The sequence below is a fragment of the Pseudogemmatithrix spongiicola genome (assembly GCF_030623445.1).
Classification (GTDB): domain Bacteria; phylum Gemmatimonadota; class Gemmatimonadetes; order Gemmatimonadales; family Gemmatimonadaceae; genus Pseudogemmatithrix; species Pseudogemmatithrix spongiicola.
Genome location: NZ_CP130613.1, coordinates 1,510,867 through 1,537,090 on the forward strand (window position 1 = coordinate 1,510,867; position 26,224 = coordinate 1,537,090).

Consider the following 26,224-nt stretch of genomic DNA (forward strand, 5'->3'; position numbering starts at 1 on the left):
ATGCACGAACCGACCATCTGGCAAGCACTCGTCCTCGGCACGCTGCAGGGCCTCACGGAGTTCCTGCCCGTGTCGAGCTCGGCGCACCTCTCGCTCACGCCATGGGTGATGGGCTGGCCGCCCGCCGGACTCGGCTTCGACGTGTCGCTGCATGTGGGGACGCTCATCGCGCTCGTGTGGTACTTCCGCGCCGAATGGGCGCGCGTCGCCCGCGGTTCGGTCACGCTGCTCACGCAGCGCCGCGCCGTCGACGCAGACTCACGCATGGCGCTCTTCATCGGCATCGCGACCGTGCCGGCCGGTATTGCCGGCCTGTTGCTCGAGGATCTCGCCGAGACGGCGTTCCGTGCGCCCATCGTGACGGCCATCGCGCTCATCGTGATGGGCGCGCTGCTGTGGGTCGTGGATGCCAAGCTGCCGCTGGCGCGCAGCCGCGAGCAGATGACCTGGCGCGATGCGCTGCTCGTCGGTCTCGCGCAGTGCCTGGCGCTCGTGCCGGGCGTCTCGCGCTCGGGCAGTACGATCACGGCCGGCCGTGCGCTCGGCTTCGACCGGTCGTCCGCCGCCGTGTTCTCGTTCCTCATGTCGCTGCCGATCATCCTCGCGGCAGCGATCTTCAAGGTGCCAGACGCCTTGCGCGAGAGCGGCATCAGCGCGCCGCTGCTCGTCGGTGTGGCGGCGGCCGCGGTGTCGAGCTGGCTGGCCATCGCCGTGCTGCTGCGCTTCGTGCGCAGCCGCAGCTATGCGGTGTTCGCGGTATATCGGTTCGCGCTCGGCGCCGTGATCCTCGGCCTCATCGCGACGCGAGGCGGCTGGTAGGCATGGCGTGGTTCGGCGCGAGTGCTGACGGACTGGCCCGCGCGCTTGCGCTGCCGCAGGTGGCGGCCCTCGAGACGGTCGGCTCCACCATGGACGAGGCGCATCGCCTTGCCGGCAGCGGCGCACCGGCGGGGACCCTCGTCGTCGCCGAACGCCAGGACGCCGGGCGCGGCCGCGGAGGCAAGCGATGGACGTCGGCGCCTCGTGCCGGCCTCTGGCTCACCCTCATCGAGCGGCCGCACGACCCCCGCGCCATCGAAGTGCTCTCGCTGCGCGTCGGATTGCGCATGGCGCGTGTGCTGGAGCGCTGGACGGACGCGCCGATCCGGCTCAAGTGGCCCAACGACTTGTTCGTCGGCAGCCGCAAGCTCGCGGGCGTCCTCATCGAAGCACGCTGGCGCGACCAGCGCCCCGACTGGGTCGCCATCGGCGTGGGCATCAATCTCGAGCTCCCGCCGGATCAGCTCGAGGCCGCGGCGCTGCGCGAGGCGGCGCCGCACGAGGTGCTCGGCGAGCTCGTCCCGGCACTCCGGGCGGCGGCGTTCGCGAGCGGCCCGCTGAGTGATGCCGAGTGCGCGGAGTTCGCCGCGCGTGACCTCGCGCTGGGTCGTCCCCTGCGGGAACCCATGGCCGGCACGGCCCGCGGCATCACCACGGACGGCGCCTTGCTGATAGAATCCAATGGGACGCTGACGCCTGTCCGCGCCGGCTCCCTCGTGTTCTCCCCCTGAGGATATCTCGATGCTCCTCGTCGCCGACGTCGGCAACACCGAAACCACGCTGGGTCTCGCCGAAGGCGAACGCATCGTCGCGCACTGGCGCGTGACGACCGAGGCGAACCGCACGCCCGACGAGGTCTTCCTCCTGCTGCACAGCTTGCTGCAGGCCTCCGGGCGCGCGGGCAGCAAGCTGCGCGGCGCCGCCATCGGCTCCGTCGTGCCCGGCGTGACGATGGCGCTGGCCGAAGCCGCGTCGCGCATGAGCGAGACGCCCGCCGTCGTCGTCGATGCGCGCTCGCCGCTGGGCATCACGCTCGCCGTCGACGAACCGATGACCGTCGGCGCCGATCGCATCATCAACACGCTCGCCGCGAGCCGCATGTACCGGAGCGATTGCATCGTCGTCGATCTGGGCACCGCCACGACCTACGATTGCATCACCAAGGATGGGGTGTTCCTCGGAGGCGTCATCCAGCCCGGCGTGAAGACCTCGGCGGAGACGCTGTTCCGGCGCACCGCCAAACTTGCGGCGACGGAGTTGCAGGCGCCCGCGAAGGTGATCGGCACGCGCACCGAGGAGTGCATCCGGGCGGGCGTCGTGTTCGGCGCCGCCGACAGCGTGACGGGGATCGTGAACCGCATCATCGCGAGCTGGCCGAATGCCGGGCGGCCCAAGGTCGTGGCGACGGGTGGGCTGGCGGTGGTCATCCAGCCGCACTGCCCGATCATCGAACTCGTCGATCCGGATCTCACGCTGCACGGCCTGCGCATGGCCCACGAGATCCTCAGCGGCGCGCGCTAAGCGCGCGCCGACACCCATCAGGGCATCGGGAACACGAACGGCACGATGGTCGCCGGCTCGGTGAGCCGCCGTCGCTGCACGTCGACCAGCCCCTCCGGGGTTCGCACCGTGACCTCGAGCTCAGCACCGCGCCGCAAGCCGGTGCAGTAGGGCATCAGGCCGTTGCTGCCGGTGCGTCCGTCTTTGGCGACCTCGACCCAGCCCTCGGGCGTGTTGAGGCGCACGCCCCAGATGGCATCCTCGATCGGCGCGCGGTCCGTCCGCAGGGCGCGTCCGAGGAACAGCGTGCGGTTGTTGGGATCGAAGGGTCCGCTCGCGGGGCAGTGGCGACCCGCCACGTCGGCGCGCGTCGGCAGGATGAGTTCCAAGCGCGTTGAATCGCGGTCCGTCGTGACGCGCTGCGACGTCGGCATGTCGAGGCCGATGCTCAGCAATGCGGAATCGTCGACGAATACCGTGTACGAGCCGGGCAGGAGTCCCTCGAAGGTGTACTGCCCGGCGTCCGTGACCACCGTGCGGAATGGCGTATCGCCGAGGGCGAGCGTCGCGCCGCTGGCGGGCCGGCCATCGCGCCAGCGGGCCGATCCCGTCACCGTGCCCAGCGCCGCGCGCCATTCGGTGCCGTCACTCCACCGCGCCGCGGCGAGTTCGCCGCCGTTGCGCACCTCGACCAGCCGGGCGCTGAGGCGAACCGTCCCCGGTCGGGAGGACGCGAGCGTGTCCGGCACTTCACCAATCAGGTACATGGACCAGCGGTCCACGATGACGAGGCCGTTGGGCAGCGTCTGGAACGAGACGCTCCCGCCCGGGCCGAGCGCCTCGATGCGTCGATTCAAACCCACGTAGCGGAACGAGAGCTCGCGCAGCTCGCGCGCGACGGTGTCGATCCACAGGGCGCCTTCCACATCGACGCGTCCGGCGCGCCGCGTCGCCGGCTCGAAGCCCAGCCCGATCTCACGCGGGCGGTCGCGGTCGCGCGGCATCACGCGGAAGCAATACCCCGCCGCGAAGCGATCGTCGAGCAGCACGTCGGCGTCCGGGGCGAAGAAGATCTGCTCGTCGCCCAACGGCTGGACGAATCCTGACTCGACGAAGCTGCCGGCGTCCTGCGCCGCACGGAAGCTGCGCGTTTGCTGGGTCGAGGAATCGCTGCGCACGATCTGCTCCGTGGGGCGTCGGCTGTCGCCCTCAAAGAGTCGCTCATACGTGAGACGGCGCATCGTCGCCGGATTCTGGTCGCGCGTCACCACCGAGGTCAGCAGCCCGGCGCGTGCCTGCTCGATCAACGCGATCGGGGAGCGTCCGCGATTCGAGCGTCCGCGGCACTGCGCCGCCACGACGCGGACCGGATCGAGAAAGGCCGGAATGCGCCGCATGGCGATGTCACCGAGGGCGCGGGTCGCGGGCTCCGCCGCGGCGATGCTGACGTCGAGGAGGCGCGGCGAGAACCCGATGCGCACGATGCGCACGCGTCGGACATCACCGCGCACCCGCACTACGAAGGCCCCGCGGGCGTCGCTGAGCCCACGCCCGTGCTCTTCGCCGTTGGCGCCCAGCAACTGGATGACCGCGCCCGGAATCGGTTGGCGACTGGCGCTGTCCACCACGCTTCCGCTGACCACCTGCGCCTGCACCGGCGATGCACCGCGCGCGCCGAGCAGGAACAGGGCGCCGAGCGCGGAGACTGCGGCGAGGCGAATCTCACGCAGGGCACGTCGTGTATGCGTCATGTGTTGACTATCGCATCGCATCACTGGCAAGCTATCACGCGTCTCCGGGCAGCGCCGCACGCCCCCGGGACGGGACGGCGCGCTCCAACTCTCACCCGAACGCTCCGATGCACATCGCAATCCTCGGCGCCGGCAAAGTCGGCCAGACCCTCGGCGCCCGATTCCGCGAGGTCGGCCACGATGTCCGCTATGCCGTGCGGAACCCTGCCGACCCGAAGTACGCGGTGCTCGGCGCGGCGGCGCGTCCCGTCGCCGACGCCGTCCGCGACGCTGAGCTCGTACTGCTCGCCACGCCATGGTCGGCCGCCGAGGCCGCCATCGTCGGCGCAGGGTCGCTGGCCGGCAAGATCCTCGTCGACGCCACCAATCCGATCGGCGCCGGCGGCGTGCTCACGCACGGGCGCGACGACTCCGGGGCGGAGCAGGTGGCCCGGTGGGCTCCCGGTGCCCGCGTGGTGAAGGCCTTCAACACCATTGGGCGTGAGGTGATGGCCAACGCCACGTTCCAGGGTCGGCCGGCGGTGCTCTGGCTCTGCGGCGACGATGCCGCCGCGACGCGCGTCGTCGCCGATCTGGCCGCGGCCATCGGGTTCGGCCGCTGGTACTCGGTCCACTGGCGCGGGCAAGGGTGCTGGAGCCGGCGGCGCTGCTCTGGATCGGGTCGACCGGCGTGGTGGGGACCCGCGAGTTCGCGTGGGGAGTCTTGCGCCGGGGCTGAGGTTCGCCTGCCAATCCGACGTTTTGGTCTCGCCAAAACTACCGCGCGGGATTTGTCAATCTGGCAGGGCAACATCGTTGTAACCCGTTACTGGACATACTCTTATGGGGGCGCCGCGGTTTGGTGCCCCCATTTGACTGGCATGCGGTTTGCGAGTAGCTTACGGTGTTGTTAGCACTCGTGCTAAGTGAGTGCCAGACAAGTACCATCACCTATTCACACCCAGCAGGAGGACGGATACCTATGGCAGCGAAGACTGCGGCCGCCCAGAAGGTCGCGCCCCTCGCCGATCGCGTGGTCGTCAAGGCGCTCGAAGAGACCGAGACGATGCGTGGCGGGCTCTACATCCCGGATACCGCCAAGGAAAAGCCCCAGCAGGGCGAAGTGATCGCGGTCGGCCCCGGCCGCACCGAGGACGGCAAGCGGGTCGCGATGGAAGTGAAGGCCGGCGACAAGGTGCTCTACGGCAAGTACTCCGGCACCGAAGTGAGCATCGACGGCGAACAGCTCCTGATCCTCCGCGAGAGCGACATCCTCGCGATCGTCAACAACTAACCACAGGACCTGAGACCATATGGCTGCGAAGGAACTGCATTTCAATGTTGAGGCTCGTGCCGCGCTCAAGCGTGGCGTGGACCAGCTTGCCGAGGCGGTGAAGGTCACGCTCGGCCCCAAGGGCCGCAACGTCGTGATCGACAAGAAGTTCGGCGCCCCGACGGTCACCAAGGACGGCGTGTCCGTCGCGAAGGAGATCGAGCTCGCCGATCCGATCGAGAACATGGGCGCGCAGATGGTGAAGGAAGTCGCGACCAAGACGTCGGACCTCGCCGGTGACGGCACGACGACCGCCACGGTCCTCGCCCAGGCGATCTTCCGCGAAGGCCTCAAGAACGTGACGGCCGGGGCGAACCCGATGGCCATCAAGCGCGGCATCGACAAGGCCGTCACGGCCATCGTCGAGGAGCTCAAGAAGCTCTCCGTCCCGACCTCCGGCAAGAAGGAGATCGCGCAGGTCGGCACCATCTCCGCGAACAACGACAAGGAGATCGGTGACCTGATCGCCGAGGCGATGGAGAAGGTCGGCAAGGACGGCGTCATCACCGTCGAAGAGGCCAAGGGCCTCGAGACGACGCTGGAGACGGTCGACGGCATGCAGTTCGACCGCGGCTACCTCTCGCCGTACTTCATCACCGATCCGGACAAGATGGAGGCCGTCCTCGAGGACGCCCACATCCTCATCCACGACAAGAAGATTTCCTCGATGAAGGACCTGCTCCCGGTGCTGGAGAAGGTCGCGCAGACGGGCAAGCCGCTGCTCATCATCGCCGAGGACATCGAGGGCGAGGCGCTGGCCACGCTCGTCGTGAACAAGCTCCGCGGCACGCTGCGCGTCGCCGCCGTGAAGGCCCCGGGCTTCGGTGATCGCCGCAAGGCGATGCTCGAGGACATCGCGACCCTCACGAAGGGCAACGTGATCTCCGAGGAGATCGGCTTCAAGCTCGAGAACGCGGTCCTCACGGACCTCGGCCGCGCGAAGCGCATCGTCATCGACAAGGACAACACGACCGTCATCGACGGCTACGGCGAGGCCGACAAGATCAAGGCCCGCATCAAGGAGATCGAAGTCGCCATCGAGAAGTCGACCAGCGACTACGACAAGGAGAAGCTCCAGGAGCGCAAGGCGAAGCTCGCGGGCGGTGTGGCCGTGATCAACGTCGGTGCCGCCACCGAGAGCGAGATGAAGGAGAAGAAGGCCCGCGTCGAGGACGCGCTGCACGCCACGCGCGCGGCCGTCGAGGAAGGCATCGTCCCGGGCGGCGGCGTCGCGCTCGTGCGCGCGCAGTCCGCGCTCAAGGGCATCAAGCTCGAGGCCGACGAGCAGATCGGCGTCGACATCATCCGTCGCGCCATCGAGGAGCCGATCCGCATGATCGTGCAGAACGCGGGCGGCGAAGGCTCGATCGTCGTCGAGAAGGTGCGCGCCTCGAAGGACAAGAACTTCGGCTACAACGCCTTCAGCGACACCTACGAGGACCTCGTCCTCGCCGGCGTCATCGACCCGACGAAGGTGACCCGCACGGCGCTGCAGAACGCCGCGTCGATCGCCTCGCTCCTCCTCACGACGGAAGCGCTCATCGTCGAGAAGAAGGAGAAGGAGCCCGCCGCACCGGCCGCGCCGGGCGGCGGAATGGGTGGCATGTACTGAGCGCGAAGCGCTCAGCCCGCTGGTCCCGTCTCCCCTCTTTCGGCCGCGCGAGTGGCTGGGAGAGGGGAGATGTTTTTACGGGCGGGGGTGGGCCGAGGGGATAGGGCAGATGCAAGAGGGGGGAGAGACGTCCGACGTCTCTCCCCCCTCTGCCGTCTCTCCCATCCCGTCGTCCCACCTCCGCCCGTACCGCCGTCTCCCGTCTTCCAGCGGTTCAGTTGTTCGGCAGCAGTTCCGCCGCCTTCTCCGACGAATCGATCTGATCCGCCACGATCCGGATGAGCCCCGACGCGATGTCGTACACCCAGCCATGCAGCATCGGTCGCTTGCCGCGCTCCCACGCATCACGGATGACCGGCGTACGCGAGAGGATGCCGAGCTGCTGCAGCACGTTCAGCTCGGCCAGCTTCGCGAGCTTCTCCTTCGGGTCGGATACCGCGTCCAGCTGGTCCTTGTGCCAACGCAGCGTGTTGCGGATGTCCGAGAGCCAGTGGTCCACGACGCCGTTCGACGCGGGGCCCATCGCGGCCTTGAGCGCGCCGCAGTTGTCGTGGCCGCAGACGATCACGTGCGGCACGTCGAGCACGTTGATGGCGTAGTGCAGCACCGAGAGCACGTTGACGTCGGTGCTCCAGACCTGGTTGCCGATGTTGCGGTGCACGAACATGTCGCCCGGCAGCGCGCCAGTCATGCGCTCCAGCGGGACGCGGCTGTCGGAGCAGCCGATCATGAGGAAGTGCGGGGCCTGGCCCGACTCCGTGCGCTTGAAGAACTCGGGGTCCTGCGCGAGCATCTCGCTCGCCCAGGCGCGATTGTTGGCAATGAGGGTCTTGAACGATTCCACGGGGTCCTCGCGGGGGGTTACGGGGCCACGGGCGGGAAGCCCACGAGCCGCAGGTCGATGTTGCGCTGCGGCGCGAGCCGCTGGAAGTTGCCGATCACCTCGAGCACGTCGGCGTCGAGCCGGCGCGTGCGCCGCGCATCGAGTTCGATGCGCGAACCCTCGGGTAGCGCCTCGAGCATCGTCGCCAGCGCCGCCTTGTGCAGGAAGTTCACGTTGTCATGCAACTGCAGGCGCTTGAGCACGGCGCCCGGGGCGCTCACCTCGGTGTACGGCGGGCTCTGCACGTGGTCACGCAGGATGGCGACGACACCGACGGCCAGGCCGACGAGGATGCCCCGCAGCAGGTCGGTCACGAGGATCACGCCGACGGTGAAGAAGAACGAGAAGGCGTAGGTGCGACCGCGCTGCAGCGCCGCCTTGAAGAGCACCGGGTTCGCCAGCTTGTAGCCGACGTGGATCAGCACCGCGGCCAGCGCCGCCAGCGGAATGGTGTTCAAGAGGCCGGGAATGGCCAGCGCCGCCACGAGCAGCCAGAGGCCGTGCAGCACGCCCGACCACCGTGTGCGGGCGCCGGCGCTGATGTTCGTGGCCGATCGGACGATGACGCCCGTCACCGGGAGACCGCCGATGAGGCCCGACGTGAAGTTGCCGATGCCCTGCGCGAGCAACTCGCGATCCGTGTTCGCCTCGCGATGCCAGGGATCCATCTCGTCCGTCGCCTGCAGCGACAGCAACGATTCCAACGAGGCCACGACGGCGAGCGTCAATGCCACCTGCCACACGGCCGGCTGCAGCATTGCGCTCCAATCGGGGAACATGAACTGCCCGAAGAACGACCCGAGCGAATCCGGGACCGGCACGCTCACCAGATGCGTCGGGCCGATCGCCAGCGACGGGGCGAACGCCGTGAACGCGGCGTTCATGCCGATGCCGAACAGCACGATGAACAGCGGGGCGGGGATGTCCTTCAGCCGCTTCAGCGGCCCCTTGCCCCACGCGAAGAGCAGCGGCAGGGCGATCAAGGCGATGATCGCCGCGCCCCACTGGATATGCCGGAAGGCCTCCGCCACACCCGTGAACGCGGTCTCGGCCGTGCCCTGCATGTAGGTGTCATCCGCCATCGCATCGGCGTCATAGCCGATCGCGTGCGGGATCTGCTTCATGATCAGGATCAGCCCGATCGCCGAGAGCATGCCCTTGATGACGGCGGTCGGGAAGTAGTAGCCAATGACGCCGGCCCGCAGCAGGCCGAACGCGACCTGCATCGCGCCCGCCAGCACGACCGCCGCGAGGAAGATCTCGAATCCGCCGAGGTCCGTGATCGCGGCGAGCACGATGGCCGTCAGCCCGGCCGCCGGGCCGCTCACCATCAACTGCGAGTCGGAAATCAACCCGACGACGAGTCCGCCGACGATGCCGGCGATGATGCCGGAGAACAGCGGGGCGCCGGAGGCGAGCGCGATGCCCAAGCACAGCGGCACCGCCACGAGGAACACCACGATGGAGGCCGGCACGTCGTGCCGCCAGGAAATCGTTCGCTGCATAGGTCGGAGAGGACTCAGGGGGAGGTGCTCCGACAATCTACGTGCGTACGCAACCGTGCGTTCAAGGGCCGGTCGCGCTGCCTATCCTATTTATATGCAGCTGCGACAACGGCTACAACGCGAGCGAAAACTGCGTGGTGCGCGTCGCGGCCTCGAGGGCGAAGAGCAGCTCGGCGCTCCGCCCTGCCGCCGGATGCGCCTGCACGCGAGACGACCCCAGCACGGCGTTCACGCTGCGTGCAGCCAGCGATGGCGTATTGTTCGTTTCGCTGAGGTGCAACAATGCCAGGGCCTTGAGGCCCGGGTGCGACAACCGCCGTGCCAGCGCGCCCGATTCGGCGTTGTCGATGTGGCCGCGGCCGCCCCGAATCCGATCTTGCAGCGCCCGCGGATAGGGGCCGTGGCGCAGCATCTCACCGTCATGGTTGGCCTCGAGGCACAGCGCATCGCAGCGCGCGAACAGCCGCTCCAGTGCCGGAGGCACCGCGCCGAGGTCGTGGGCGATGCCGACACGCGCCCCGCTCGCCGTCGCGGTGAGCGCGAACGCCATCGGCTCGCGGGCGTCATGCGGCACCGGCGTCGCCTCCACGGTGAAGGCGCCGACCGTCTGTGCGGCTCCCGCCTGCAGCACGACGCGATGCTTGGCGGGAATGTCGCGCAGCGCGGCGTGCGTTCCGGCGCTCGCGTACACGGGCCAGCGCCACTTGTGCTGCGCCTTGGCCGCACCATCGGCGTGATCCTGGTGCTCGTGCGTGAGCAGCAGCGCCTCGATCATCTCCGGCACGAGGCCCACCGCCTTGAGTCGCGTCACCAACGCGCGTGGGCCGAATCCGCAGTCGACGAGTACGAGACGATCGCCGCTCCCGACGACCAGTGCGTTGCCGCGACTCCCGGAGCCGAGTGACCAGATCCTCACGCGCCGTCGCGCGCGGCGAAGACGCGCGCCCAATGCGCGCCGGCGTCCGCGGCCGGCGTGACGCCACGGCGTCCCATCACGCGTGCCGCGACCACGAGGAAGCGGTCCAGGGCGAAGGTCTCCCATGGCTCTCCGTCGCCCCACGCGAAGGGCGCGACGACCTTGGGCGGCATCCGGGTGCCGAACACGTTCGCCGCCGCGCCGATCACGCTGCCGGTGCTCAGTCGCGTGCCGATGCCGGTCTTCGCATGGTCGCCGATCAGGCTGCCGAGGAACTGCTGGCCCGTGCGCTGCACGCCGCTTGGCGTCCACAGCGTCACCTCGCCGTACGAGTTCTTGAGGTTGCTCGTGATCGTCCCCGCGCCGAGGTTCGCCCATCGACCGATCACGCTGTGGCCGACGAAGCCGTCGTGTCCCTTGTTCGCGTGGCCAATCATGATCGTGAGCGACATCTCGCCGCTGACCTTCACGGCGGGGCCGATGCTGCAGCAGGCGAGGCGCCCGCCCATCACGCTGCTGCCGGCACCGATCACGCAGGGCCCGACCAAGCGCGTGAACGCGAGCACGTGTGCGCCGCGCTCGATGACGATCGGGCCGGCGCTCGTGTCGGCGACGACGTAGGGCTCAATGGTCGCATCGGCCGCGACGTGCACCGCGTGCGCGCCGATCACATGGATGCCACGCGCATCCGGCTGCGCCGGCAACAGGGCCGTCGCATCGGCGGCGAGCATGTTCGGCAGCAGCGCCACGAGGTCCCACACGTGGTCCAGCCACCAGCCGTCGATGTCGCGCGCCGGGCCCTGCGCCAGCGCCTCGAGGGCGAGGCGACCGTCGGCGAGATCGTGCGCGGCAAGCTCGCGCGTGAGGCGCACGGCGGCGACGCGGCCTCCGCAGCGCAACGTGGCGATCTCGTGCGCCTCCGGCGCGGCGAGCGCGAGCACGTCGAGCCGCGGCACGCAGCGGGCGTTCACCAGCCAGGTCCCGGCCGCGAGGCGCGACTCCACGGCGGGAGGCGCGTCGAACTCGGCGAACTGCCGCAGGTGCGGAGCGCCGACGAAGCCCGTCGCGGCAGCGCCGAAGATCCGCGTCCACCGTTCGCGCGTGAGCGCAGCGCCGGCGCGCAGTTCGCCCGCGGGGCGGGTGAGCGCGAACGGCGCGAAGTCGCGGGCCGTCGCGTCGTCGTACAGCACGAATCCCGTCATCGCTGGTCGCGGACCTCCGCCGGAAGTGCGTCGAGCATCTGCTTCAATTGGTCGGCGTGGGCGATGGTCGTCACCATCGTGAGGCCGTCCCGCACCACGACGACGAGATCCTGCACGCCGTAGAGCACCACGCGCCCATGCTCGGCGTGCACGACGTTGTCGCGCGCCTGCACGAGATGCGCGGCGCCGTGCACCGCATTGCCGAATGCGTCGCGCGGACGCACGCGGCGCAGCGCGCCCCAGGTCCCGACGTCGTCCCAGCCGAAGCCGCCGCGGACGACGGCGACCTTCGCGCTGCGTTCGAGCACCCCGACGTCCACGCTCACGGTGTCATGCACGGCGGCGAAGAACGCTTCGCGTCCCGTCGCCGCCGCTCCCATCGCGGCGGCGAGCTCCGGCGCATGGGCCGTGACTTCGGCGAGGAAGGTCGCGGCCTTCCACGCGAAGATGCCCGAATTCCACAGGCAGCCCGCGCCGACCAACTGCTCGGCCTTCGCGCGATCCGGCTTCTCGAGGAAGCGCGCTACGCGGGCACACTGCGCATCCAGCGCCGCGCCGGGCTCGATGTAGCCGAGGCCGGGGTTGGGCTCGGTCGGGATGATGCCGACGGTGACGAGCGCGTCGTGCGTGACGGCGGCGCTCGCCGCCGCCGCGAGCACGCGCCGGAACGCGGCGTCGTCGCCGATGGCGGCATCCGCGTGCACCGACAGCATGGCCGCGTCGGCGCCGCCGCGCCGGCGGACCTCGACCGCCGCCCACGCCAGCGCGGCGGCGGTCCCCGCGGCGCGCGGCTCCTCGAGCACCTGGTCGGCCGCGAGCCACGGCAGCGTGGCGCGGATCGCCGGCGCGAGCTGCGTGCTGGTGAGGATCAGCACGCGGTCGCGCGGCACGAGGCCGTCGAGGCGGGCGACCGTGTCCTCGAGCATCGTCTGGCTGCCGACCAACGGCAGCAACTGCTTCGGCCGTGCCGGCGTCGACAACGGCCAGAAGCGCGAGCCCACGCCGCCGGCGAGCACCACGGCGAACAAAGGCGCGCTCATCGCCCCGCCTCGACGAGTTCGGTGACGCGAGCGAGCAGACGCTTGGGGCTGAACGGCTTGGTCATGAACTCATCGGCGCCGCGACGGCGCGCGTCCTGTTCTTGGTGGTCTTGGCCTGCGGCCGTGAGGATCAGGCAGGGCAGGCGCGCAAAGCGTGCGTCGGCCCGCACGCGTTCCAGGACTTCGAGCCCCGTGACGCGCGGCATCATCAGGTCGAGGATGAGAAGTCCCGCATCGGGATCTCGGTCCAGCGCATCGAGCGCTTCGGCGCCGTCGTACACGAGTTCCACGGTGAACGGCCCCTGCTCGAGCTTCGTCTTGATGATGCGTCCGATGTGCGGCTCGTCGTCAGCGACGAGGATGCGACGGCGCGGGGCAGGGACCGGCGAAGTCACGGCAGCCGCCGTCAGACGAGCGCCGCGAGGCCCGCGCGGTGGCGGCGGATGTCGTAGACAAGCGCTCCGAGGTTCGCGTCCGGGCGGACCAGGACCAGCAGCACCACGTCGGCCGACATGGCCGCAAGCACGACCGTCGCCTCCTCATGCTCCAGCACGGCCGTCTGCAGGCGGCCGGCGGAAGCCGCCCCCCCAAGCTCGTCCGCGAACTGCAGGATCGACGGCACGTGCGCCGCCACCTGTTCGGCATCGAGGCCGGCGTTCGCGTCATGATCGATGAGCAGTCCGTCCCGGCCCAGCACGGCGGCGGCGGTCACGCCGTCGAAACGGCGGAGGGTCGCAACAAGGTCGCGGATGGTGGCCACACGGCACTCCGGGAAGGGGTCGTGGAAGTGTACGTCCGCCCATCGGCAAGTCAAGCGGAACTCGCTTGATGGAAGTGCCTGCGGCGGGGTAGTTTACGGTGTGAATATCCCGCTCAAGTTCCGTCGTGCCGCGCGCGCTGCGTTCGCGGCCCTGTTACTCGCCTCGGCCGGTTTCGCGCTCGGCTGCGGCCCCGATCCCTTTGCCCCGCGGGCCAGCACCGCCGTGGTGCGCACCATCTTCACGGTCTGGGCCATCTCTGGGTCGCCGACGCCGTACCCCACCGGGTACTCGGTGCAGAACAACGTCACCGTGCGTCTCGAGCCCTCGGGCTCGTTTGATCTTGCGTTCGATATCACACCAGCCGGCAAGCTGCGCGTGCTGCCGGTCAGCGCCGTCGTCTCGCCAATCGGCGGCGCCCGCTCGATCGGCGTCCTGGTGCCCGGCACGCCGTACGAGGACATCGAGTCGGCGCCGCGCGGGCGCTACGCCACCGATTCGATCATCGAAGTCGACGTCGGCGAGTCGTTCGTCGTCCAGGTGCCCACGCAGCTCTGCGGGTTCAGTCAGACGCCGGTGATCTACGGCAAGTTCGTCGCCGACACGATTGACGTGGTCGGTCGACGCGCCTTCCTCCTCGGGCGCATCAATCCGAACTGCGGGTTCCGCTCGTTCGCCGACGGCATCCCGAGGTTCTGACGTGCTCGATCCCCGACTCGTCCGCGAGGACGCGGCGGCGCTGCGTGACGCCATGCGCCGCCGCGCGAAGCTCGACCTCTATGGACCGCTGATCGACGAACTCGAGGCGCTCGACCGCACGCGGCGCACGTCCATCGCGCGTGTAGAGGAGCGGAAGGCCGAACGCAACCGCGTCACGCAGGAAGTCGGCAAGCGCAAGAAGGCCGGCGAGGACGCCAGCGAGTTGCAGGCGAATGCCCGGGTCATCGGCGAGGAGATTGCCGCCCTCGAGGCGCAGTTGGAGGTCACGCAGCAGCGCTTCGACGAGCTGCTGCTCGGGCTTCCCAACCTCACGCTGGCTGACGTGCCGGCCGGAGACGAGACGCACAACGTCGTCGTCCGCAGCTGGGGCGAGCCGCGCGCGGCCGAGAGCGTGAAGCCGCACTGGGAAGTCGGGGAGTCCCTCGGGCTCTTCGACCTGCCGCGCGGCGCGAAGGTCTCGGGCTCGGGCTTCATCGTGTATCGCGGCGCCGGCGCGCGTCTCGTGCGCTCGCTGATGAACCTCATGCTCGACCTGCACACCACGGAGTTCGGGTACGACGAGACCTGGGTGCCCGTGGTGGTCAACCGTGCCACCATGACCGGCACGGGACAGCTCCCGAAGTTCGAGGACGACATGTACGCCCTCAAGGACGAGGATCTCTTCCTCATCCCGACGGCGGAAGTCCCGGTGACCAACCTGTTCCGCGACGAGATCCTCGCCGCGGACGAGCTGCCGAAGGCGTTGTGCGCCTACTCGCCCTGCTTCCGTCGCGAGGCGGGCTCGGCCGGCAAGGACACGCGCGGCCTGCTGCGCGTGCATGAGTTCGACAAGGTCGAGCTCGTCCGCTACTGCGCGCCGGAGGACGGCGAGGCGCAGCTCGAGCTGCTGCTCTCGCACGCCGAAGCCGTCTTGCAGCGTCTGGGTCTGCCGTATCGCGTCGTGCTGCTCGCCGCGGGCGACACCGGCTTCGCCAGCGCCAAGACCTACGACCTCGAGGTCTTCGCGCCTGGGGTGGGGAAGTGGCTCGAAGTCTCGAGCTGCTCGCTGTTCACGGACTTCCAGGGGCGCCGCGCCAACATCCGCTTCCGCCCCGCGCCTGGCGAGAAGCCGCGCTTCGTGTACACGCTGAACGCGTCGGGCGTCGCATTCCCCAGGGTGATCGCCGCGTTGCTCGAGCACTTCCAGCAGGCGGATGGCAGCGTGCACCTGCCGGCCGCGCTCGCCGCCGTCTTCGGCAGGGATCGTCTCGGGTGAGCGGCGGCACGCCGTTCCCCACGCTCAACCCTGCCCAGCGCGCCGCCGTCGAACATGGAGACGGTCCGCTGCTCGTCGTCGCGGGCGCCGGCTCCGGCAAGACCCGCGTGCTCACGGCCCGCATCGCGCGCCTCATCGCCGAGCGCGGCGTGCTGCCGCAGGAGATCCTCGCCGTCACGTTCACGAACAAGGCGGCGGGCGAGATGCGCGAGCGCGTCGGGCGCGCACTCGGCGAAGACCCGAAGGGCATGTGGATCGGCACCTTCCACGGCATCGGCGCCCGCCTGCTGCGGGCCAACGCCGAGCGCGTCGGGCGCACGGCCGAGTACACGATCTACGACGAGGACGACACCCTTGGCGTGATCAAGCGCCTGATGGAGAAGCATCGCGTCTCCACCAAGGAGTTCGCGCCGAAGGCCATCAATGGCGAGATCAGTTCCGCCAAGAATGCGCTCGTCGACGTCGCCGAGTACGAGGAGCTGGCCCGCACGCCGTTGGCGAAGGCGGCGGCCAAGGTGTATTGCGACCTCGAGCCGACGATGCGCGCGGCCAACGCCGTGAGCTTCGACGACCTGCTCGTGCTGCCGGTGCGCATCCTTCGTGAGCACGAGGACGTGCGGACGCGCCTCGCGCGGCGCTTCCGGCATGTGCTCGTCGACGAGTACCAGGATACGAACCGCGCCCAGTACGAGTTCGTGCGGCTGGTCGCGGGTGAGCATCGCAACGTCGCGGTCGTCGGTGACGACGACCAGGCCATCTACGGCTGGCGCGGCGCCGATATCCGCAACATCCTCGATTTCGAGCGCGATTTCCCGAGCGCCACGGTCGTGCGGCTCGAGGAGAACTACCGGTCGACCGCGGCCATCCTCGAACTCGCGAACAACGTCATCGCCGAGAACGTTGGTCGGCGCGGCAAGACGCTGCGGCCCACGCGCAGTGGCGGCGACAAGGTCGCGCTGCTCGAAGCCGCCGACGACCGCGACGAGGCGGAGGCGATCGCCGACGCCATCCAGGACTGGCGGCGCCGCGGACATCGCTACTCCGACGCGGCGGTGCTGTATCGCACCAACGCGCAGAGCCGCGGCTTCGAAGAGGCGATGCGCAAGCAGGCGATCCCGTATCGCCTCGTCGGGGCGACGCGCTTCTACGACCGCCGCGAGGTCCGCGACCTCCTCGCGTGGCTGCGCCTCGTCGCCAACCCGCAGGACGACGAAGCGTTCCGCCGCGCGATCCAGGCCCCCAAGCGCGGGATCGGCGACACCTCGGTCGAGCTCCTGGCCGTCGAGGCCGCGCAGGCCGGCGTACCGCTGCTCGAGATCGCCCGTCGTGCGGCGCGGGGGCAGGTCGCCGGCCTTCCGCCCGCGAAGCGTGAGTCGCTCGACATCTTCACGACGCTCGTCGATCGCCTGCGCGAGGCGGCCAGCGACACGTCGGTCGATCGCCTGCTCGTCGAGATCGTCGAGAAGTCGGGCTACGAGGTGGCGCTGCGCGCCGAAGGGCCGGAAGGCCTCGAGCGCCTCGAGAACGTGCGGGAACTGGTGACGTCGGCGGCCGAGACCATCATCGACGACGGCGGGGAGGTCGGCCTCCGCCCGCTCGATCACTTCCTGCAGCGCGCGACGCTGGTCACTGCGCTCGACCAACTCGGGCCCGATGCCGATGCGGTCACGATGATGACGGTGCATACCGCGAAGGGCCTCGAGTACGGCTTCGTCGCCGTGACGGGCCTCGAGGACGGACTGTTCCCGCTCGCGCGCGCCTTCGACGATCCGGACACGCTCGAGGAGGAGCGCCGGCTGCTCTACGTCGCGATCACGCGGGCCGGTGAGCGGCTCATCCTCAGCTGGGCGCACCAGCGCCGTCGCAACGGTGAGCTGCTGCCGAGCATTCGCACGAGCTTCCTGCGCGGCCTCGACGACCGACAGTTCGATGCGCAGCGCACGGTGCGGCTGCGCAGTACGACGCGACTGGCCGCGCCGCCGCGGGAGTACGGGTATCGCCGCCGGCCGACGGCGGACGACAGTGCGGACTTCGCGCGCCCGCGGTCCGCGCCGGCTTGGTCCCCGCGCGAGGGCCGCGTCCCCAGCTTCGTCGCCGACGAAGAAGCCTCGCAGGACCTCCCGAGCTTCACCAAGGGCGAGCGCGTGTCGCACGTGAAGTTCGGCTCGGGCACCATCGCCGAGGTGAGCGGCGGCGGCAAGGACGCCAAGGTCACCGTGGACTTCGATGACGAAGCAATCGGCCGCAAGCGGCTCGTGATCGCCTTCGCCGGCCTTACGCGGGCGTTCGAATAGGTTCGTAGAGCGGGCGCGGCAGCTTCGCCACGAACGGCAGGTCGGCCGCGGGGAGCGCGAAGCGGTCCGCGGCATCCTTGCGGGCCGCGCGCTCGCCGCCCCGCTCGAGCGCGCCCTTCCGGATGAGCTTCGCCTCGCGCAGCGCATCCTCGCCGCTGGGGTCGCTGCGGCGCGCGACGGCCTGCTCGCCACGCACGAAGAGGTCGACGATGTGATCGAACGCGCGGTCCACGTGCGCGCCCACGGCGTTCTCGCGGAGCGGCCAGCGGCTGTTGGCCGCCATCAGGCCGAGCACCCGCTGGTATGCACCGACGTCGGAGGCATGCACCATCCCGCGGAAGATGCGGCGGTTCGTCGGCGTGCTGAAGATCGTCGGCGACAGGATGCGGTCGAGATGCTCGTCCGCCTGGTCGTGCTCCAGCAGGATCACCTCGCGGGCGCGTCGCGACCACTGCTCGCCGAGCGCCGACTCGAAGCGCGCTTCCCAGTATGCATGTCCGGCACCGCTGGTCGCGCTGGAGATGGCCAGTTGGTGCGGCACGAAGTGATTGTGCGCGACGACGTCCGCCGCGAGGTGCGCCAGGTAGCCGTAGCCAAAGGCGCGCAGCGCGTCATCGCGCGCGCGGTCGAGGATCTCGTCGCCGACATGCCAGTAGTGGCAGTGGCGCCCCACCTTGGCGTAGCGCTTGGCGAAGCTCGTGTCCGCGGCGATCGAGCCATAGAGGAACTCGAAGGGATGCGCCTTCAGCAGCTGCGCGAGCGCGGCGGGCAACAGCAGGTCGGCGGAGCGGAGCAGGGCCTCGCCCAGCATCACGTGCGTGCCCGGCGTCCACGCCAGCGCATCCGTCGGGGTGAGCGCCAGCAGCAGCAGCGCCGCGAGAACGAGCCCGAGGGGCCCGCGCCGCATCACGCCTGGACGCGCCCGCGGCATCGGACGCTCAGCGGCGACGCCGCAGGCGCGGCTTCTCGTCGCGTTCCCGCACCACGGGACCGGCCTTCGGCTTCTTGCGGCCGAGGCCGAAGATCTTCGCGCCGGCCTTGAGGCCGCCGATCGCCGTCGCCGTCACGGACGCGATCCGCGTCGCGAGCCGCGTCACCTTGCCGATGATCTCCGACAGCTCCGAGATGCGGTCCGAAAGGTCGTCCACCGTCTCGCGCACCCGCGTGTTCGCGAGCGACACCGTCTCGCGCGACTCGGCGACCATCGCCTTCGCCATCGCCGTCGCCTCCCGCAGGTCCTGCGAGGCGGCATTGGCGTTCTGCGTCAGCGGCCGCAGCTCCGTCAGGACTTCGTCGAGCTTCGCCTGCAGGGCCAGCGCGGCCTGCCGCATGCCCAGCAGCATCACGAGGATGACGAGCACGACAAGCAGCGTGAGGATCGACGTCAGGCCCGAGGCCACGAAGACCAGTTGCTCGAACGCCGTGCGCACGGGCGGGACCTGACGGACGATCATCGTGTCCGCGGCGGCGGCAACTTGCAGGACGGCGAAGGGGACGGGCATACGGAACACTCTCCAGACGGCCGCGTGGCGTCAAGCATATATTGTGCGGCTATGTCCCAGCCTCAGTTCATCGTCGAGGGCGGCCGACCCCTCGCCGGCAGCATCCGGCCCACCGGCAACAAGAACGCCGCCCTGCCCATCGTCTGCGCGGCGCTGCTCACGGACCAGCCGGTCACGCTGGAGAACGTCCCGCGCATCCGGGACATCGAGTCGCTGCTCAGCCTCGTGCGCGCGGCGGGCGCCAGCGCCGAGTGGACGGCCGCGAACACGCTGGTGATTCACGCCAAGACGGTCCGTGGCGACACGCTCCCCCCCGATCTCTGCGCACGCATCCGCGCAAGCATCCTGCTGGCCGGCCCGCTGCTCGCCCGCTGCGGCGAGGTCACACTGGCCCCGCCGGGCGGCGACGTCATCGGCCGCCGCCGGCTCGACACGCACGTGCTGGCCCTCGAAGCTCTCGGCGCCACGCATGAGTTCGGCGAGCGCATCGTCTTCCGCGCCAAGGCGCTCACGGGCGCCGACATCTTCCTCGACGAGCCGTCGGTCACGGGCACCGAGAACGCCATCATGGCGGCCGTCGCCGCCAAGGGCACGACGATCCTCCACAACGCGGCCTCCGAGCCGCACGTGCAGGACCTCTGCGAGATGCTCGTCGCGCTCGGCGCGCAGATCGAGGGCATCGGCTCCAACGTGCTGACCATCCACGGCGGGCGCCCGCTGCACGGCGGCACGTTCCGCATCGGACCCGATCACATCGAAGTCGGTTCGTTCATCGGCCTCGCCGCGGTGACGCGCTCGCGGCTCGTCATCGAGGATGCCGGCGTGCAGCACCTGCGCTCGATCCGCATGGGCTTCGACCGGCTCGGCGTCACGACCGAGATCAGCGGGGCGGACTTGATCGTGCCCGCCGAGCAGGAGATGCGCATCCGCAGCGACCTTGGCGGTGCCGTCCCGAAGCTCGAGGACCAGCCGTGGCCGGCGTTTCCGGCGGACGTGATGTCCATCGCGATCGTCACGGCGACGCAGTGCGAGGGCATCATCTTGATCCATGAGAAGATGTTCGAGTCGCGGATGTTCTTCGTCGACAAGCTCGTGGGCATGGGCGCGCGCATCGTGCTCTGCGATCCGCATCGCGCCTTGGTGAGCGGTCCGACGCAGCTGCGTGGGGCGCAGGTCGAGAGCCCGGACATCCGCGCCGGCATGGCCATGCTCATCGCGGCGCTCTGCGCGCAGGGCACGAGCGTGATCAACAACATCGGCCAGATCGAGCGCGGCTACGAGCGCATCGACGAGCGGCTCAACGCGCTCGGCGCCCGCATCCAGCGCGTCGCCAACGGCTGATGCTCCCGCCGCGGCTCGACATCCCCGTCTTCGAGCGATGGGGCGTGCGCGCCTTCACCACGACGCGCGCCGCGGGCGACTTCAACTTGAGCGCGGCGGACGAGGCAATCCGCGCGCAGGCCCGTGAGCGCTGGATCGCCCTGCATCAGGCGCTGGTCGGGGTCGGCGCGCCGCGCTTGGCCTCGGCCCTCCAGGTGCATGGCACGAAGGTGTTGGTGCACGATGCGCCCTTCGACGGCTGGGTCCGCATCGAGGGCGCCGATGGCCATATCGTGATCGGCGCGGGCGCCGCGGCCGTCACCATCGCGGACTGCGTGCCGGCTTTCGTCGCGCACCCGAGCGGCACCGTCGGCATCGTGCACGCTGGCTGGCGAGGCGTCGCCGGCGGCATCCTCCCGCAGGCACTGCGCCTGTTCTCCCAGCTCGGGTTCCCCGTCGACGAGTGCCACGTCCACCTCGGGCCCAGCATCTGCGGGCGCTGCTATGAGGTCGGCACGGACGTGTACGAGCAGCTCACGGGCTGGGAGACCAAGCGCCCGCGCCACGTGGACCTGCGGGCGCTGCTGGCGGAGCAGGCGAGTCAGCTCGGCGTCGCCCGGTGGAGCGCGAGCGGCGAGTGCACCAAGTGCGACAACGGGGACTTGTTCTCGCATCGCGCGGGTGATGCGGGGCGCCAGGTGGCCTGCATCTATAGCGGCGCGGCTTGACGGAGTAGCCTCCGGCGGGTATCCTCAGGGAGTCGGGAGACATTCCGGAAGTGTGAGCGGAGTGTGGGGGAAGGTCTCCCCGCACTTTTTTTGTTCTCTATGAGGCCGTCAGGACCGTGAAGGAAGCGCTGGAAACCCTTGTCAATGAAGAACTTGCGCCGTTAGGCCTCGAGCTTGTCGAGCTCAAGGTCGGCGGGTCCAAGGGGCGCCCGGTGCTGGACGTGCGGGTGGACCGGTTGGACCTCCAGAAGGTGCAGGTCGGCGACTGCGAGCGTGCCTCGCGGGCGATCGAGGCGCGGCTGGATGCACAGCCGGACCTCATCACGTCGCGCTACGTGCTCGAGGTGTCGTCGCCGGGGATGGAGCGGCCGTTGCGCCACGAGCGGGAGTGGCGGCGGTTCGTCGGGCGCCGCGCGACCGTGAACAGCCTCAAGCTGCATGGGCGGCAGGACGTGGACATCGTCGCGGTCGAGGGTGAGGCGCCAGACGTCTCGCTGCGCCTGCGGGATGCGAAGGGCAACGAGCACGTGGTCGCGCTCGCGGACGTCACGGACGCCCGCCTCGCGTTCCACTGGAAGCCATAGATCCTTTTTTCGAACGGAGTGTTGGATGGCGGGTTCAGCGGAAATCCTGATGGCGCTGCGCGAGCTGGCGGACAGCAAGCAGATCCAGCGCGGGGAGCTGCACGATTTGCTCAAGGACGGCATCCTCGCCGCCTTGGCCAAGAAGCACGGCCCGACCGTGCAGGCCGAGGTGGAGATCGATGACGCCAAGGGCGACATCCGCATCGTCATCCTCAAGAAAGTCGTCGAGGACGTCGCCGACCAGGTGACCGAGATCGACCTCGAGGAAGCGCGCTACGAGGATCCCGACTACCAGCCGGGCGACCTCATGGAGATCCCGGTCTCCTTCGAGGAGTTCGGGCGTTCCGCCGTGCAGGCCGCCAAGCAGCGCATCGTGCAGCGCGTCCGCGAGGGCGAGCGCACGAAGATCCGCGACGAGTTCGCGGGTCGCGTCGGCGACCTGCTCTCGGGCGAGATCCAGCAGATCGAGCGCGGCAAGATCGTCGTGATGCTCAACAAGTTCCGCGAGGCGGAAGCGATCATCCCGTACCGCGAGCAGAACCACCGCGAGACGTACACGCAGGGCGAGCCGGTGCGCGCCGTGCTCAAGCGCATCGAGGAGACGCCGAAGGGCCCGCGCCTCATCCTCTCGCGCGCCGACGCGCTGTTCGTGCAGGCGCTGTTCCGCCTCGAGGTGCCGGAGATCCAGTCGGGCATCGTCGAGATCCGCGCGGCCTCGCGCGAGGTCGGCAGCCGCACCAAGATCGCCGTCGTCTCCAAGGACGACGCCATCGATCCGGTGGGCGCCTGCGTGGGCCTCAAGGGTGCACGCGTGCAGGCCGTCGTGCAGGAACTCGGCGGCGAGCGCATCGACATCGTGCCGTGGTCCAACGACCCCGAGCGCTTCGCCAAGCTCGCGCTCGCGCCGGCCAAGGTCGCGCGCGTGTTCTCGGATCCGACCACCAAGACCATCCAAGCCGTCGTCGACGAGGACCAGCTCTCGCTGGCCATCGGCCGCAACGGCCAGAACGTGCGCCTCGCCTCGGAGCTCACGGGCTGGAAGATTGACCTGTACTCGAGCCGCGAGTGGCTGGAGCGCGGGGGCGACATCCCGCTCTTCGCACCGCTGCCCGACGAGGACGCCGCGGACGTGCCGCTCTCCGACATCGAAGGCCTCGCCACGGCGACGGTCGCGGTGCTCGAGGCGGGCGGCTACCGCACGCTCAACGACATCATCGACCTCGAGCGCGAGGACTTCCTCAAGCTCCCCGGCATCGCGCCGGAAGAGGCCGATCGCATCATCGCCATCCTCGACGAGCTCACCGAAGTGGGTGGCGAGTCGACGGCGGAGTAAGGAGAGGCGCGCGTGGACGAGGCCCAGCAGCGGAAGGTGCTCGGGCTCCTGGGCCTCGGGATGCGCGGACGGCTCGCGGTGGTCGGAGTAGACAGGGTCCGCGAGGCGGTGAAGGGCGGGAAGGTGCGCGTGGCGGTCGTGGCGAAGGATGCCTCGGCCAATGCGCGACAGAAGGTGGATGGCTTGCTGGCGGGACGCCGCGTCCCGACGCTTGAGGTGGATTCGGCCGAGGAACTCGGTCGCATCGCCGGCAAGCAGAGCGCGGCGATCGTCGGCGTCGTGGATGGCAAGTTGGCAGCGGGACTCCTGGCGATCGCCGCAACGGCGGACGCAGGACGAGAGGCCTAACGGAGGCGGGTTTGACCAAGGTTCGGGTGAGTGAGCTGGCAGCGGAGTTCGGGATCGGCGCCGATGAGGTGCTGGGCCTCCTGCGCACGATGGACATCACCGCGCGCAATCCTGCGTCCGTCCTGACGGACGACCAGGTGGCGCGCGCGCGCGTCCGGTGGGAGCGCGAGAAGCGCAATCGCACGGAGCCGGTCGTCGCGGAGAAGGCGCCCGCGAAGAAGAAGGCCGTCGCGAAGAAGGCCGCTGAGACCACCGAGGCCAAGCCGGCCGCCAAGAAGAAGGTGGCGGCGAAGAAGGCCGCAGCCGCCGAGCCGGAGCCCGCGCCGGACGCCGGCGCCGACGAACCCGTGAAGACCACGCGGCGCCGTCGTGCCGCCGATGTGCAGAAGGCCGAGGAAGAGGCCGCGGCTGCGCAGGCCGCTGCCGAGGCCGCCGCTGCGGCGGCGGAAGCGGAGCGCGCCGAGAAGGCGGCACGCGAGGCAGAAGAGGCCGCGAAGGCCGCCAAGCTCGCCGAAGAGCAGGCGGCGGCGCGTGCCCGCGCCGACGAGGCCGAACGGCTGCGTCAGGCGGAGCTCGCGGCCGCGCGCGAGGCCGCGCAACCCGCGCCGTCGACGCCGGCCGCCGAGCCGCCGAAGGCCGCCGCGCCTGCGGCCCGTCCGGCCGCGCCGGATGCCCCGCGTCCGCGCCCCGTCCCGCCGGCCCCGCCGCGTCCGCGGCCGGTCAGCGGGCTCAATCTGCCGCCGCGTCCGGTGGCCTCGGCCACGCCGGGCGGTGGCATGGGTGGTGGCCGCCGCGATGAGCGTGGCGGAAGCGGTGGGCGCCCTGGCGCGCCGGCCGGCAGCAACTTCGGGCCCAACGCGACGCCGTCCTCCGGCCCGCGTCGCGGCAAGAAGGGCAAGCGCGTCGACCAGGAGCAGGTGACGGCGAACATCTCGCGCACCATGCGCCAGATGGGCGGCGCCACCGGCAAGCGCCGCGGCGTCCGTGACGACTCGGCCGCCCGCGAAGAGCTCGCCGCCATGCGCGCCGAGATCGCCGCGCGCGAGAAGGTCACCATCCGCGTCAATGAGTTCATCACGGTCAGCGAACTCGCCGAGAGCCTCAAGGTGCCGGCGACGCAGATCGTCGCGTTCGCGTTCAAGCACCTCGGGTTGATGGTCACCATCAACCAGCGCATGGACTTCGACCAGATCGAGCTGATCGCCAGCGAGTTCGGCTACATCGCCGTGCGCGAAGAGGACTACGCGGCGTCGGCCGAGGAAGACGAGGTGAAGGATGCCGCGGAAGACCTCAAGCCGCGGCCGCCGGTCGTCACGATCATGGGTCACGTCGACCACGGCAAGACGTCGTTGCTGGACTACATCCGCAAGGCGACGGTCGTCGCGGGCGAAGCGGGCGGCATCACGCAGCACATCGGTGCGTATCACGTCTCGCTGCCGGACGGACGGCAGATCACGTTCCTCGACACGCCGGGCCACGAGGCCTTCACCGCCATGCGCGCCCGCGGCGCGCAGGTGACGGACATCGTCGTGCTCGTCGTCGCCGCGGACGACGCCGTCATGCCGCAGACGATCGAAGCGATCTCGCATGCCAAGAACGCCGGCGTGCCGATCATCGTCGCCATCAACAAGATCGACCTTCCGACCGCCAACGCCATGAAGGTCCGCCAGGACCTGCTGCAACACGGTGTGGTGCTCGAAGACTTCGGCGGGACCACGCTGGCGTCGGAGATCAGCGCCAAGAAGGGCACGGGCGTCAAGGAACTGCTGGAGCAGATCCTGCTGCAGGCGGAAATCCTCGACCTCAAGGCCAACCCGGACCGTCGCGCGACGGGCTCGGTGGTGGAAGCACAGCTCGACCAAGGCAAGGGCGCCGTCGCCACGATCCTCGTGCAGAACGGCACGCTCAAGGTCGGCGACGACTTCATCTGCGGCCTGCACTCGGGCCGCGTCCGCGCCCTGCTCGACGAGCGCGGTAAGCAGGTGAAGGAAGCCGGGCCGGCCGTGCCGGTGCAGGTGCTCGGCCTCACGGGCGTCCCGATGGCCGGCGACCAGTTCATCGTCGTCGCCGACGCGCAGGAAGCGCGCGAGATCGCACAGCGTCGCGAGCGGCTCGATCGCGAGGCCAAGAGCCGTCGCACGGCGAAGGGGGCCGTGTCGCTCGAGGACTTCATGGCGAGTGCGGCCAGCGGCGAGAAGCGCCAGCTCAAGCTCCTCATCAAGGCCGACCAGGGCGGTCCGGCGGAAGCGCTCGCCGACGCGCTGCAGCAGCTCAGCAACGAGGAAGTGCAGGTCGAGGTGGTCGCGCGTGCGGTCGGCGCCGTCACCGAGAGCGACATCCTCCTCGCCAAGGCGTCGGGCGCGATCATCATCGGCTTCCACGTGCGTCCGGATACCAAGGCGCGCGCCGCGGCCGACCGCGAGGGCGTGGAGATCAAGCTCTACCGCATCATCTACGAGGCGGTGGCCGACGTGAAGGCCGCCCTCGAGGGCCTGCTGCGGCCGGAGGAGAAGGAAGTCGTCTTCGGCGAGGCCGAGGTGCGCGAGACGTTCAAGGTGCCGAAGATCGGCGTCATCGCCGGCTGCTCGGTGCGCTCGGGCGTCATCAACCGCCAGGGCCGCGCCCGCGTCATCCGCGACGGCATCGAGGTCTACGACGGCACGATCGGCTCGCTGCGTCGCTTCAAGGACGACGTGAAGGAAGTGAAGGAAGGGTACGAGTGCGGCATCGGCATCGAGAACTTCAACGACCTCAAGGTCGGCGACGTCATCGAGGTCTACCGCACCGAAGAAGTCGCGCGCACGCTGCAGCCGGCTTCGGCCGGCTGAGCGGCGAGCCGCAG

25 protein-coding genes are annotated in these 26,224 nt (G+C 69.9%); 15 read left to right on the forward strand and 10 right to left on the reverse strand.

From position 1 onward, the window contains the following. Genes uppP through Strain318_RS06850 form a run of 3 tightly spaced genes read left to right on the forward strand, consistent with a single transcriptional unit; the run spans position 1 to position 2,340 of the window. Positions 1–819, forward strand: a complete 819-nt coding sequence (gene uppP, locus Strain318_RS06840; RefSeq protein ID WP_367887762.1) for an undecaprenyl-diphosphatase UppP — start codon at positions 1–3, stop codon at positions 817–819. A gap of 2 nt (positions 820–821) precedes the next feature. After that, entirely contained in the window at positions 822–1,550 is a 729-nt protein-coding gene (locus Strain318_RS06845; RefSeq protein ID WP_367887763.1) for a biotin--[acetyl-CoA-carboxylase] ligase, read from the forward strand. Positions 1,551–1,560: 10 nt separating this feature from the next. Then, on the forward strand, positions 1,561–2,340 hold the full coding sequence (locus tag Strain318_RS06850) for a type III pantothenate kinase (RefSeq protein WP_367887764.1): 780 nt from the start codon (positions 1,561–1,563) through the stop codon (positions 2,338–2,340). A 17-nt stretch (positions 2,341–2,357) separates the two neighbouring features. Here Strain318_RS06850 and Strain318_RS06855 read toward each other — a convergent pair whose 3' ends face one another. Continuing rightward, positions 2,358–4,070: a carboxypeptidase-like regulatory domain-containing protein gene (locus Strain318_RS06855; protein ID WP_367887765.1), complete on the reverse strand. Its 1,713-nt coding sequence runs from the start codon at positions 4,068–4,070 to the stop codon at positions 2,358–2,360. Positions 4,071–4,177: 107 nt separating this feature from the next. On the opposite strand from Strain318_RS06855, the gene Strain318_RS06860 reads away from it, so the two are divergent. From Strain318_RS06860 to groL, 3 genes are all read left to right on the forward strand, one after another. Continuing rightward, positions 4,178–4,963: an NADPH-dependent F420 reductase gene (locus Strain318_RS06860; protein WP_367887766.1), complete on the forward strand. Its 786-nt coding sequence runs from the start codon at positions 4,178–4,180 to the stop codon at positions 4,961–4,963. Positions 4,964–5,031: 68 nt separating this feature from the next. Further along, positions 5,032–5,343, forward strand: coding sequence for a co-chaperone GroES (gene groES, locus Strain318_RS06865; RefSeq protein WP_367887767.1), 312 nt, complete (start codon positions 5,032–5,034; stop codon positions 5,341–5,343). 19 nt (positions 5,344–5,362) lie between these two features. Next, positions 5,363–6,994, forward strand: coding sequence for a chaperonin GroEL (groL, locus tag Strain318_RS06870; protein ID WP_367887768.1), 1,632 nt, complete (start codon positions 5,363–5,365; stop codon positions 6,992–6,994). A gap of 214 nt (positions 6,995–7,208) precedes the next feature. On the opposite strand, the gene Strain318_RS06875 is transcribed toward groL, so the two are convergent. The 7 genes from Strain318_RS06875 to Strain318_RS06905 form a co-directional block, all read right to left on the reverse strand. Then, positions 7,209–7,838: a carbonic anhydrase gene (locus tag Strain318_RS06875; RefSeq protein ID WP_367887769.1), complete on the reverse strand. Its 630-nt coding sequence runs from the start codon at positions 7,836–7,838 to the stop codon at positions 7,209–7,211. Positions 7,839–7,855: 17 nt separating this feature from the next. Further along, positions 7,856–9,382, reverse strand: a complete 1,527-nt coding sequence (locus Strain318_RS06880; protein ID WP_367887770.1) for a SulP family inorganic anion transporter — start codon at positions 9,380–9,382, stop codon at positions 7,856–7,858. Between the two features lie 112 nt (positions 9,383–9,494). After that, complete coding sequence (locus Strain318_RS06885) at positions 9,495–10,298, reverse strand: MBL fold metallo-hydrolase (RefSeq protein ID WP_367887771.1); 804 nt, start codon at positions 10,296–10,298, stop codon at positions 9,495–9,497. Beyond that, the gene (locus tag Strain318_RS06890) at positions 10,295–11,500 is read right to left on the reverse strand and encodes a putative sugar nucleotidyl transferase (RefSeq protein ID WP_367887772.1); all 1,206 of its coding nucleotides are present in this window, start codon (positions 11,498–11,500) and stop codon (positions 10,295–10,297) included. The genes Strain318_RS06885 and Strain318_RS06890 overlap by 4 nt, the downstream gene beginning before the upstream one ends. Then, complete coding sequence (locus tag Strain318_RS06895; protein ID WP_367887773.1) at positions 11,497–12,540, reverse strand: mannose-1-phosphate guanylyltransferase; 1,044 nt, start codon at positions 12,538–12,540, stop codon at positions 11,497–11,499. Before Strain318_RS06895 ends, Strain318_RS06890 begins: the two co-directional genes overlap by 4 nt. Next, a complete protein-coding gene (locus tag Strain318_RS06900; protein ID WP_367887774.1) occupies positions 12,537–12,935 on the reverse strand; it encodes a response regulator in 399 nt (132 codons plus the stop codon). Before Strain318_RS06900 ends, Strain318_RS06895 begins: the two co-directional genes overlap by 4 nt. Before the next feature lie 11 nt (positions 12,936–12,946). Beyond that, the gene (locus tag Strain318_RS06905) at positions 12,947–13,300 is read right to left on the reverse strand and encodes a roadblock/LC7 domain-containing protein (protein ID WP_367887775.1); all 354 of its coding nucleotides are present in this window, start codon (positions 13,298–13,300) and stop codon (positions 12,947–12,949) included. A 100-nt stretch (positions 13,301–13,400) separates the two neighbouring features. On the opposite strand from Strain318_RS06905, the gene Strain318_RS06910 reads away from it, so the two are divergent. From Strain318_RS06910 to Strain318_RS06920, 3 genes are read left to right on the forward strand one after another with little or no spacing between them, the layout of a single operon-like run. Beyond that, positions 13,401–13,997: a hypothetical protein gene (locus Strain318_RS06910; RefSeq protein WP_367887776.1), complete on the forward strand. Its 597-nt coding sequence runs from the start codon at positions 13,401–13,403 to the stop codon at positions 13,995–13,997. A gap of 1 nt (position 13,998) precedes the next feature. After that, positions 13,999–15,273, forward strand: coding sequence for a serine--tRNA ligase (gene serS / locus Strain318_RS06915; protein WP_367887777.1), 1,275 nt, complete (start codon positions 13,999–14,001; stop codon positions 15,271–15,273). Next, positions 15,270–17,567, forward strand: coding sequence for an ATP-dependent helicase (locus Strain318_RS06920; RefSeq protein ID WP_367887778.1), 2,298 nt, complete (start codon positions 15,270–15,272; stop codon positions 17,565–17,567). Before serS ends, Strain318_RS06920 begins: the two co-directional genes overlap by 4 nt. Here the strand turns inward: Strain318_RS06920 and Strain318_RS06925 are convergent. Both Strain318_RS06925 and Strain318_RS06930 read right to left on the reverse strand, forming a co-directional pair. Further along, positions 17,548–18,498 (reverse strand): zinc dependent phospholipase C family protein, encoded by a 951-nt coding sequence (locus Strain318_RS06925; RefSeq protein ID WP_367887779.1) that lies wholly within the window; start codon positions 18,496–18,498, stop codon positions 17,548–17,550. The genes Strain318_RS06920 and Strain318_RS06925 overlap by 20 nt on opposite strands. Positions 18,499–18,505: 7 nt before the next feature. After that, complete coding sequence (locus tag Strain318_RS06930) at positions 18,506–19,069, reverse strand: hypothetical protein (RefSeq protein WP_367887780.1); 564 nt, start codon at positions 19,067–19,069, stop codon at positions 18,506–18,508. 51 nt (positions 19,070–19,120) lie between these two features. Between Strain318_RS06930 and murA the strand changes: the two genes are divergently transcribed. From murA to infB, 6 genes are all read left to right on the forward strand, one after another. Next, positions 19,121–20,410 carry a UDP-N-acetylglucosamine 1-carboxyvinyltransferase gene (gene murA, locus Strain318_RS06935; RefSeq protein ID WP_367887781.1) on the forward strand — a complete coding sequence of 430 codons (1,290 nt, stop codon included), beginning with the start codon at positions 19,121–19,123 and terminating at the stop codon, positions 20,408–20,410. Continuing rightward, entirely contained in the window at positions 20,410–21,117 is a 708-nt protein-coding gene (locus Strain318_RS06940) for a purine nucleoside phosphorylase YfiH/LACC1 family protein (RefSeq protein WP_367887782.1), read from the forward strand. The genes murA and Strain318_RS06940 overlap by 1 nt, the downstream gene beginning before the upstream one ends. Before the next feature lie 116 nt (positions 21,118–21,233). Beyond that, complete coding sequence (locus Strain318_RS06945; RefSeq protein ID WP_367887783.1) at positions 21,234–21,701, forward strand: ribosome maturation factor RimP; 468 nt, start codon at positions 21,234–21,236, stop codon at positions 21,699–21,701. Positions 21,702–21,726: 25 nt separating this feature from the next. Further along, positions 21,727–23,034 carry a transcription termination factor NusA gene (gene nusA / locus Strain318_RS06950; protein ID WP_367887784.1) on the forward strand — a complete coding sequence of 436 codons (1,308 nt, stop codon included), beginning with the start codon at positions 21,727–21,729 and terminating at the stop codon, positions 23,032–23,034. A 12-nt stretch (positions 23,035–23,046) separates the two neighbouring features. Continuing rightward, on the forward strand, positions 23,047–23,382 hold the full coding sequence (locus tag Strain318_RS06955) for a ribosomal L7Ae/L30e/S12e/Gadd45 family protein (protein WP_367887785.1): 336 nt from the start codon (positions 23,047–23,049) through the stop codon (positions 23,380–23,382). Between the two features lie 11 nt (positions 23,383–23,393). Beyond that, the gene (infB, locus tag Strain318_RS06960) at positions 23,394–26,210 is read left to right on the forward strand and encodes a translation initiation factor IF-2 (protein WP_367887786.1); all 2,817 of its coding nucleotides are present in this window, start codon (positions 23,394–23,396) and stop codon (positions 26,208–26,210) included. The last annotated feature ends 14 nt before the right edge of the window (positions 26,211–26,224 follow it).

Bases quoted from the DNA above. Each gene is read 5' to 3' on its own strand.
- uppP (WP_367887762.1), top strand. From the start codon at position 1: ATGCACGAACCGACCATCTGGCAAGCACTCGTCCTCGGCACGCTGCAG.
- Strain318_RS06845 (WP_367887763.1), top strand. From the start codon at position 822: ATGGCGTGGTTCGGCGCGAGTGCTGACGGACTGGCCCGCGCGCTTGCG.
- Strain318_RS06850 (WP_367887764.1), top strand. From the start codon at position 1,561: ATGCTCCTCGTCGCCGACGTCGGCAACACCGAAACCACGCTGGGTCTC.
- Strain318_RS06855 (WP_367887765.1), bottom strand. From the start codon at position 4,070: ATGACGCATACACGACGTGCCCTGCGTGAGATTCGCCTCGCCGCAGTC.
- Strain318_RS06860 (WP_367887766.1), top strand. From the start codon at position 4,178: ATGCACATCGCAATCCTCGGCGCCGGCAAAGTCGGCCAGACCCTCGGC.
- groES (WP_367887767.1), top strand. From the start codon at position 5,032: ATGGCAGCGAAGACTGCGGCCGCCCAGAAGGTCGCGCCCCTCGCCGAT.
- groL (WP_367887768.1), top strand. From the start codon at position 5,363: ATGGCTGCGAAGGAACTGCATTTCAATGTTGAGGCTCGTGCCGCGCTC.
- Strain318_RS06880 (WP_367887770.1), bottom strand. From the start codon at position 9,382: ATGCAGCGAACGATTTCCTGGCGGCACGACGTGCCGGCCTCCATCGTG.
- Strain318_RS06890 (WP_367887772.1), bottom strand. From the start codon at position 11,500: ATGACGGGATTCGTGCTGTACGACGACGCGACGGCCCGCGACTTCGCG.
- Strain318_RS06895 (WP_367887773.1), bottom strand. From the start codon at position 12,540: ATGAGCGCGCCTTTGTTCGCCGTGGTGCTCGCCGGCGGCGTGGGCTCG.
- Strain318_RS06925 (WP_367887779.1), bottom strand. From the start codon at position 18,498: ATGCCGCGGGCGCGTCCAGGCGTGATGCGGCGCGGGCCCCTCGGGCTC.
- Strain318_RS06930 (WP_367887780.1), bottom strand. From the start codon at position 19,069: ATGCCCGTCCCCTTCGCCGTCCTGCAAGTTGCCGCCGCCGCGGACACG.
- murA (WP_367887781.1), top strand. From the start codon at position 19,121: ATGTCCCAGCCTCAGTTCATCGTCGAGGGCGGCCGACCCCTCGCCGGC.
- Strain318_RS06940 (WP_367887782.1), top strand. From the start codon at position 20,410: ATGCTCCCGCCGCGGCTCGACATCCCCGTCTTCGAGCGATGGGGCGTG.
- nusA (WP_367887784.1), top strand. From the start codon at position 21,727: ATGGCGGGTTCAGCGGAAATCCTGATGGCGCTGCGCGAGCTGGCGGAC.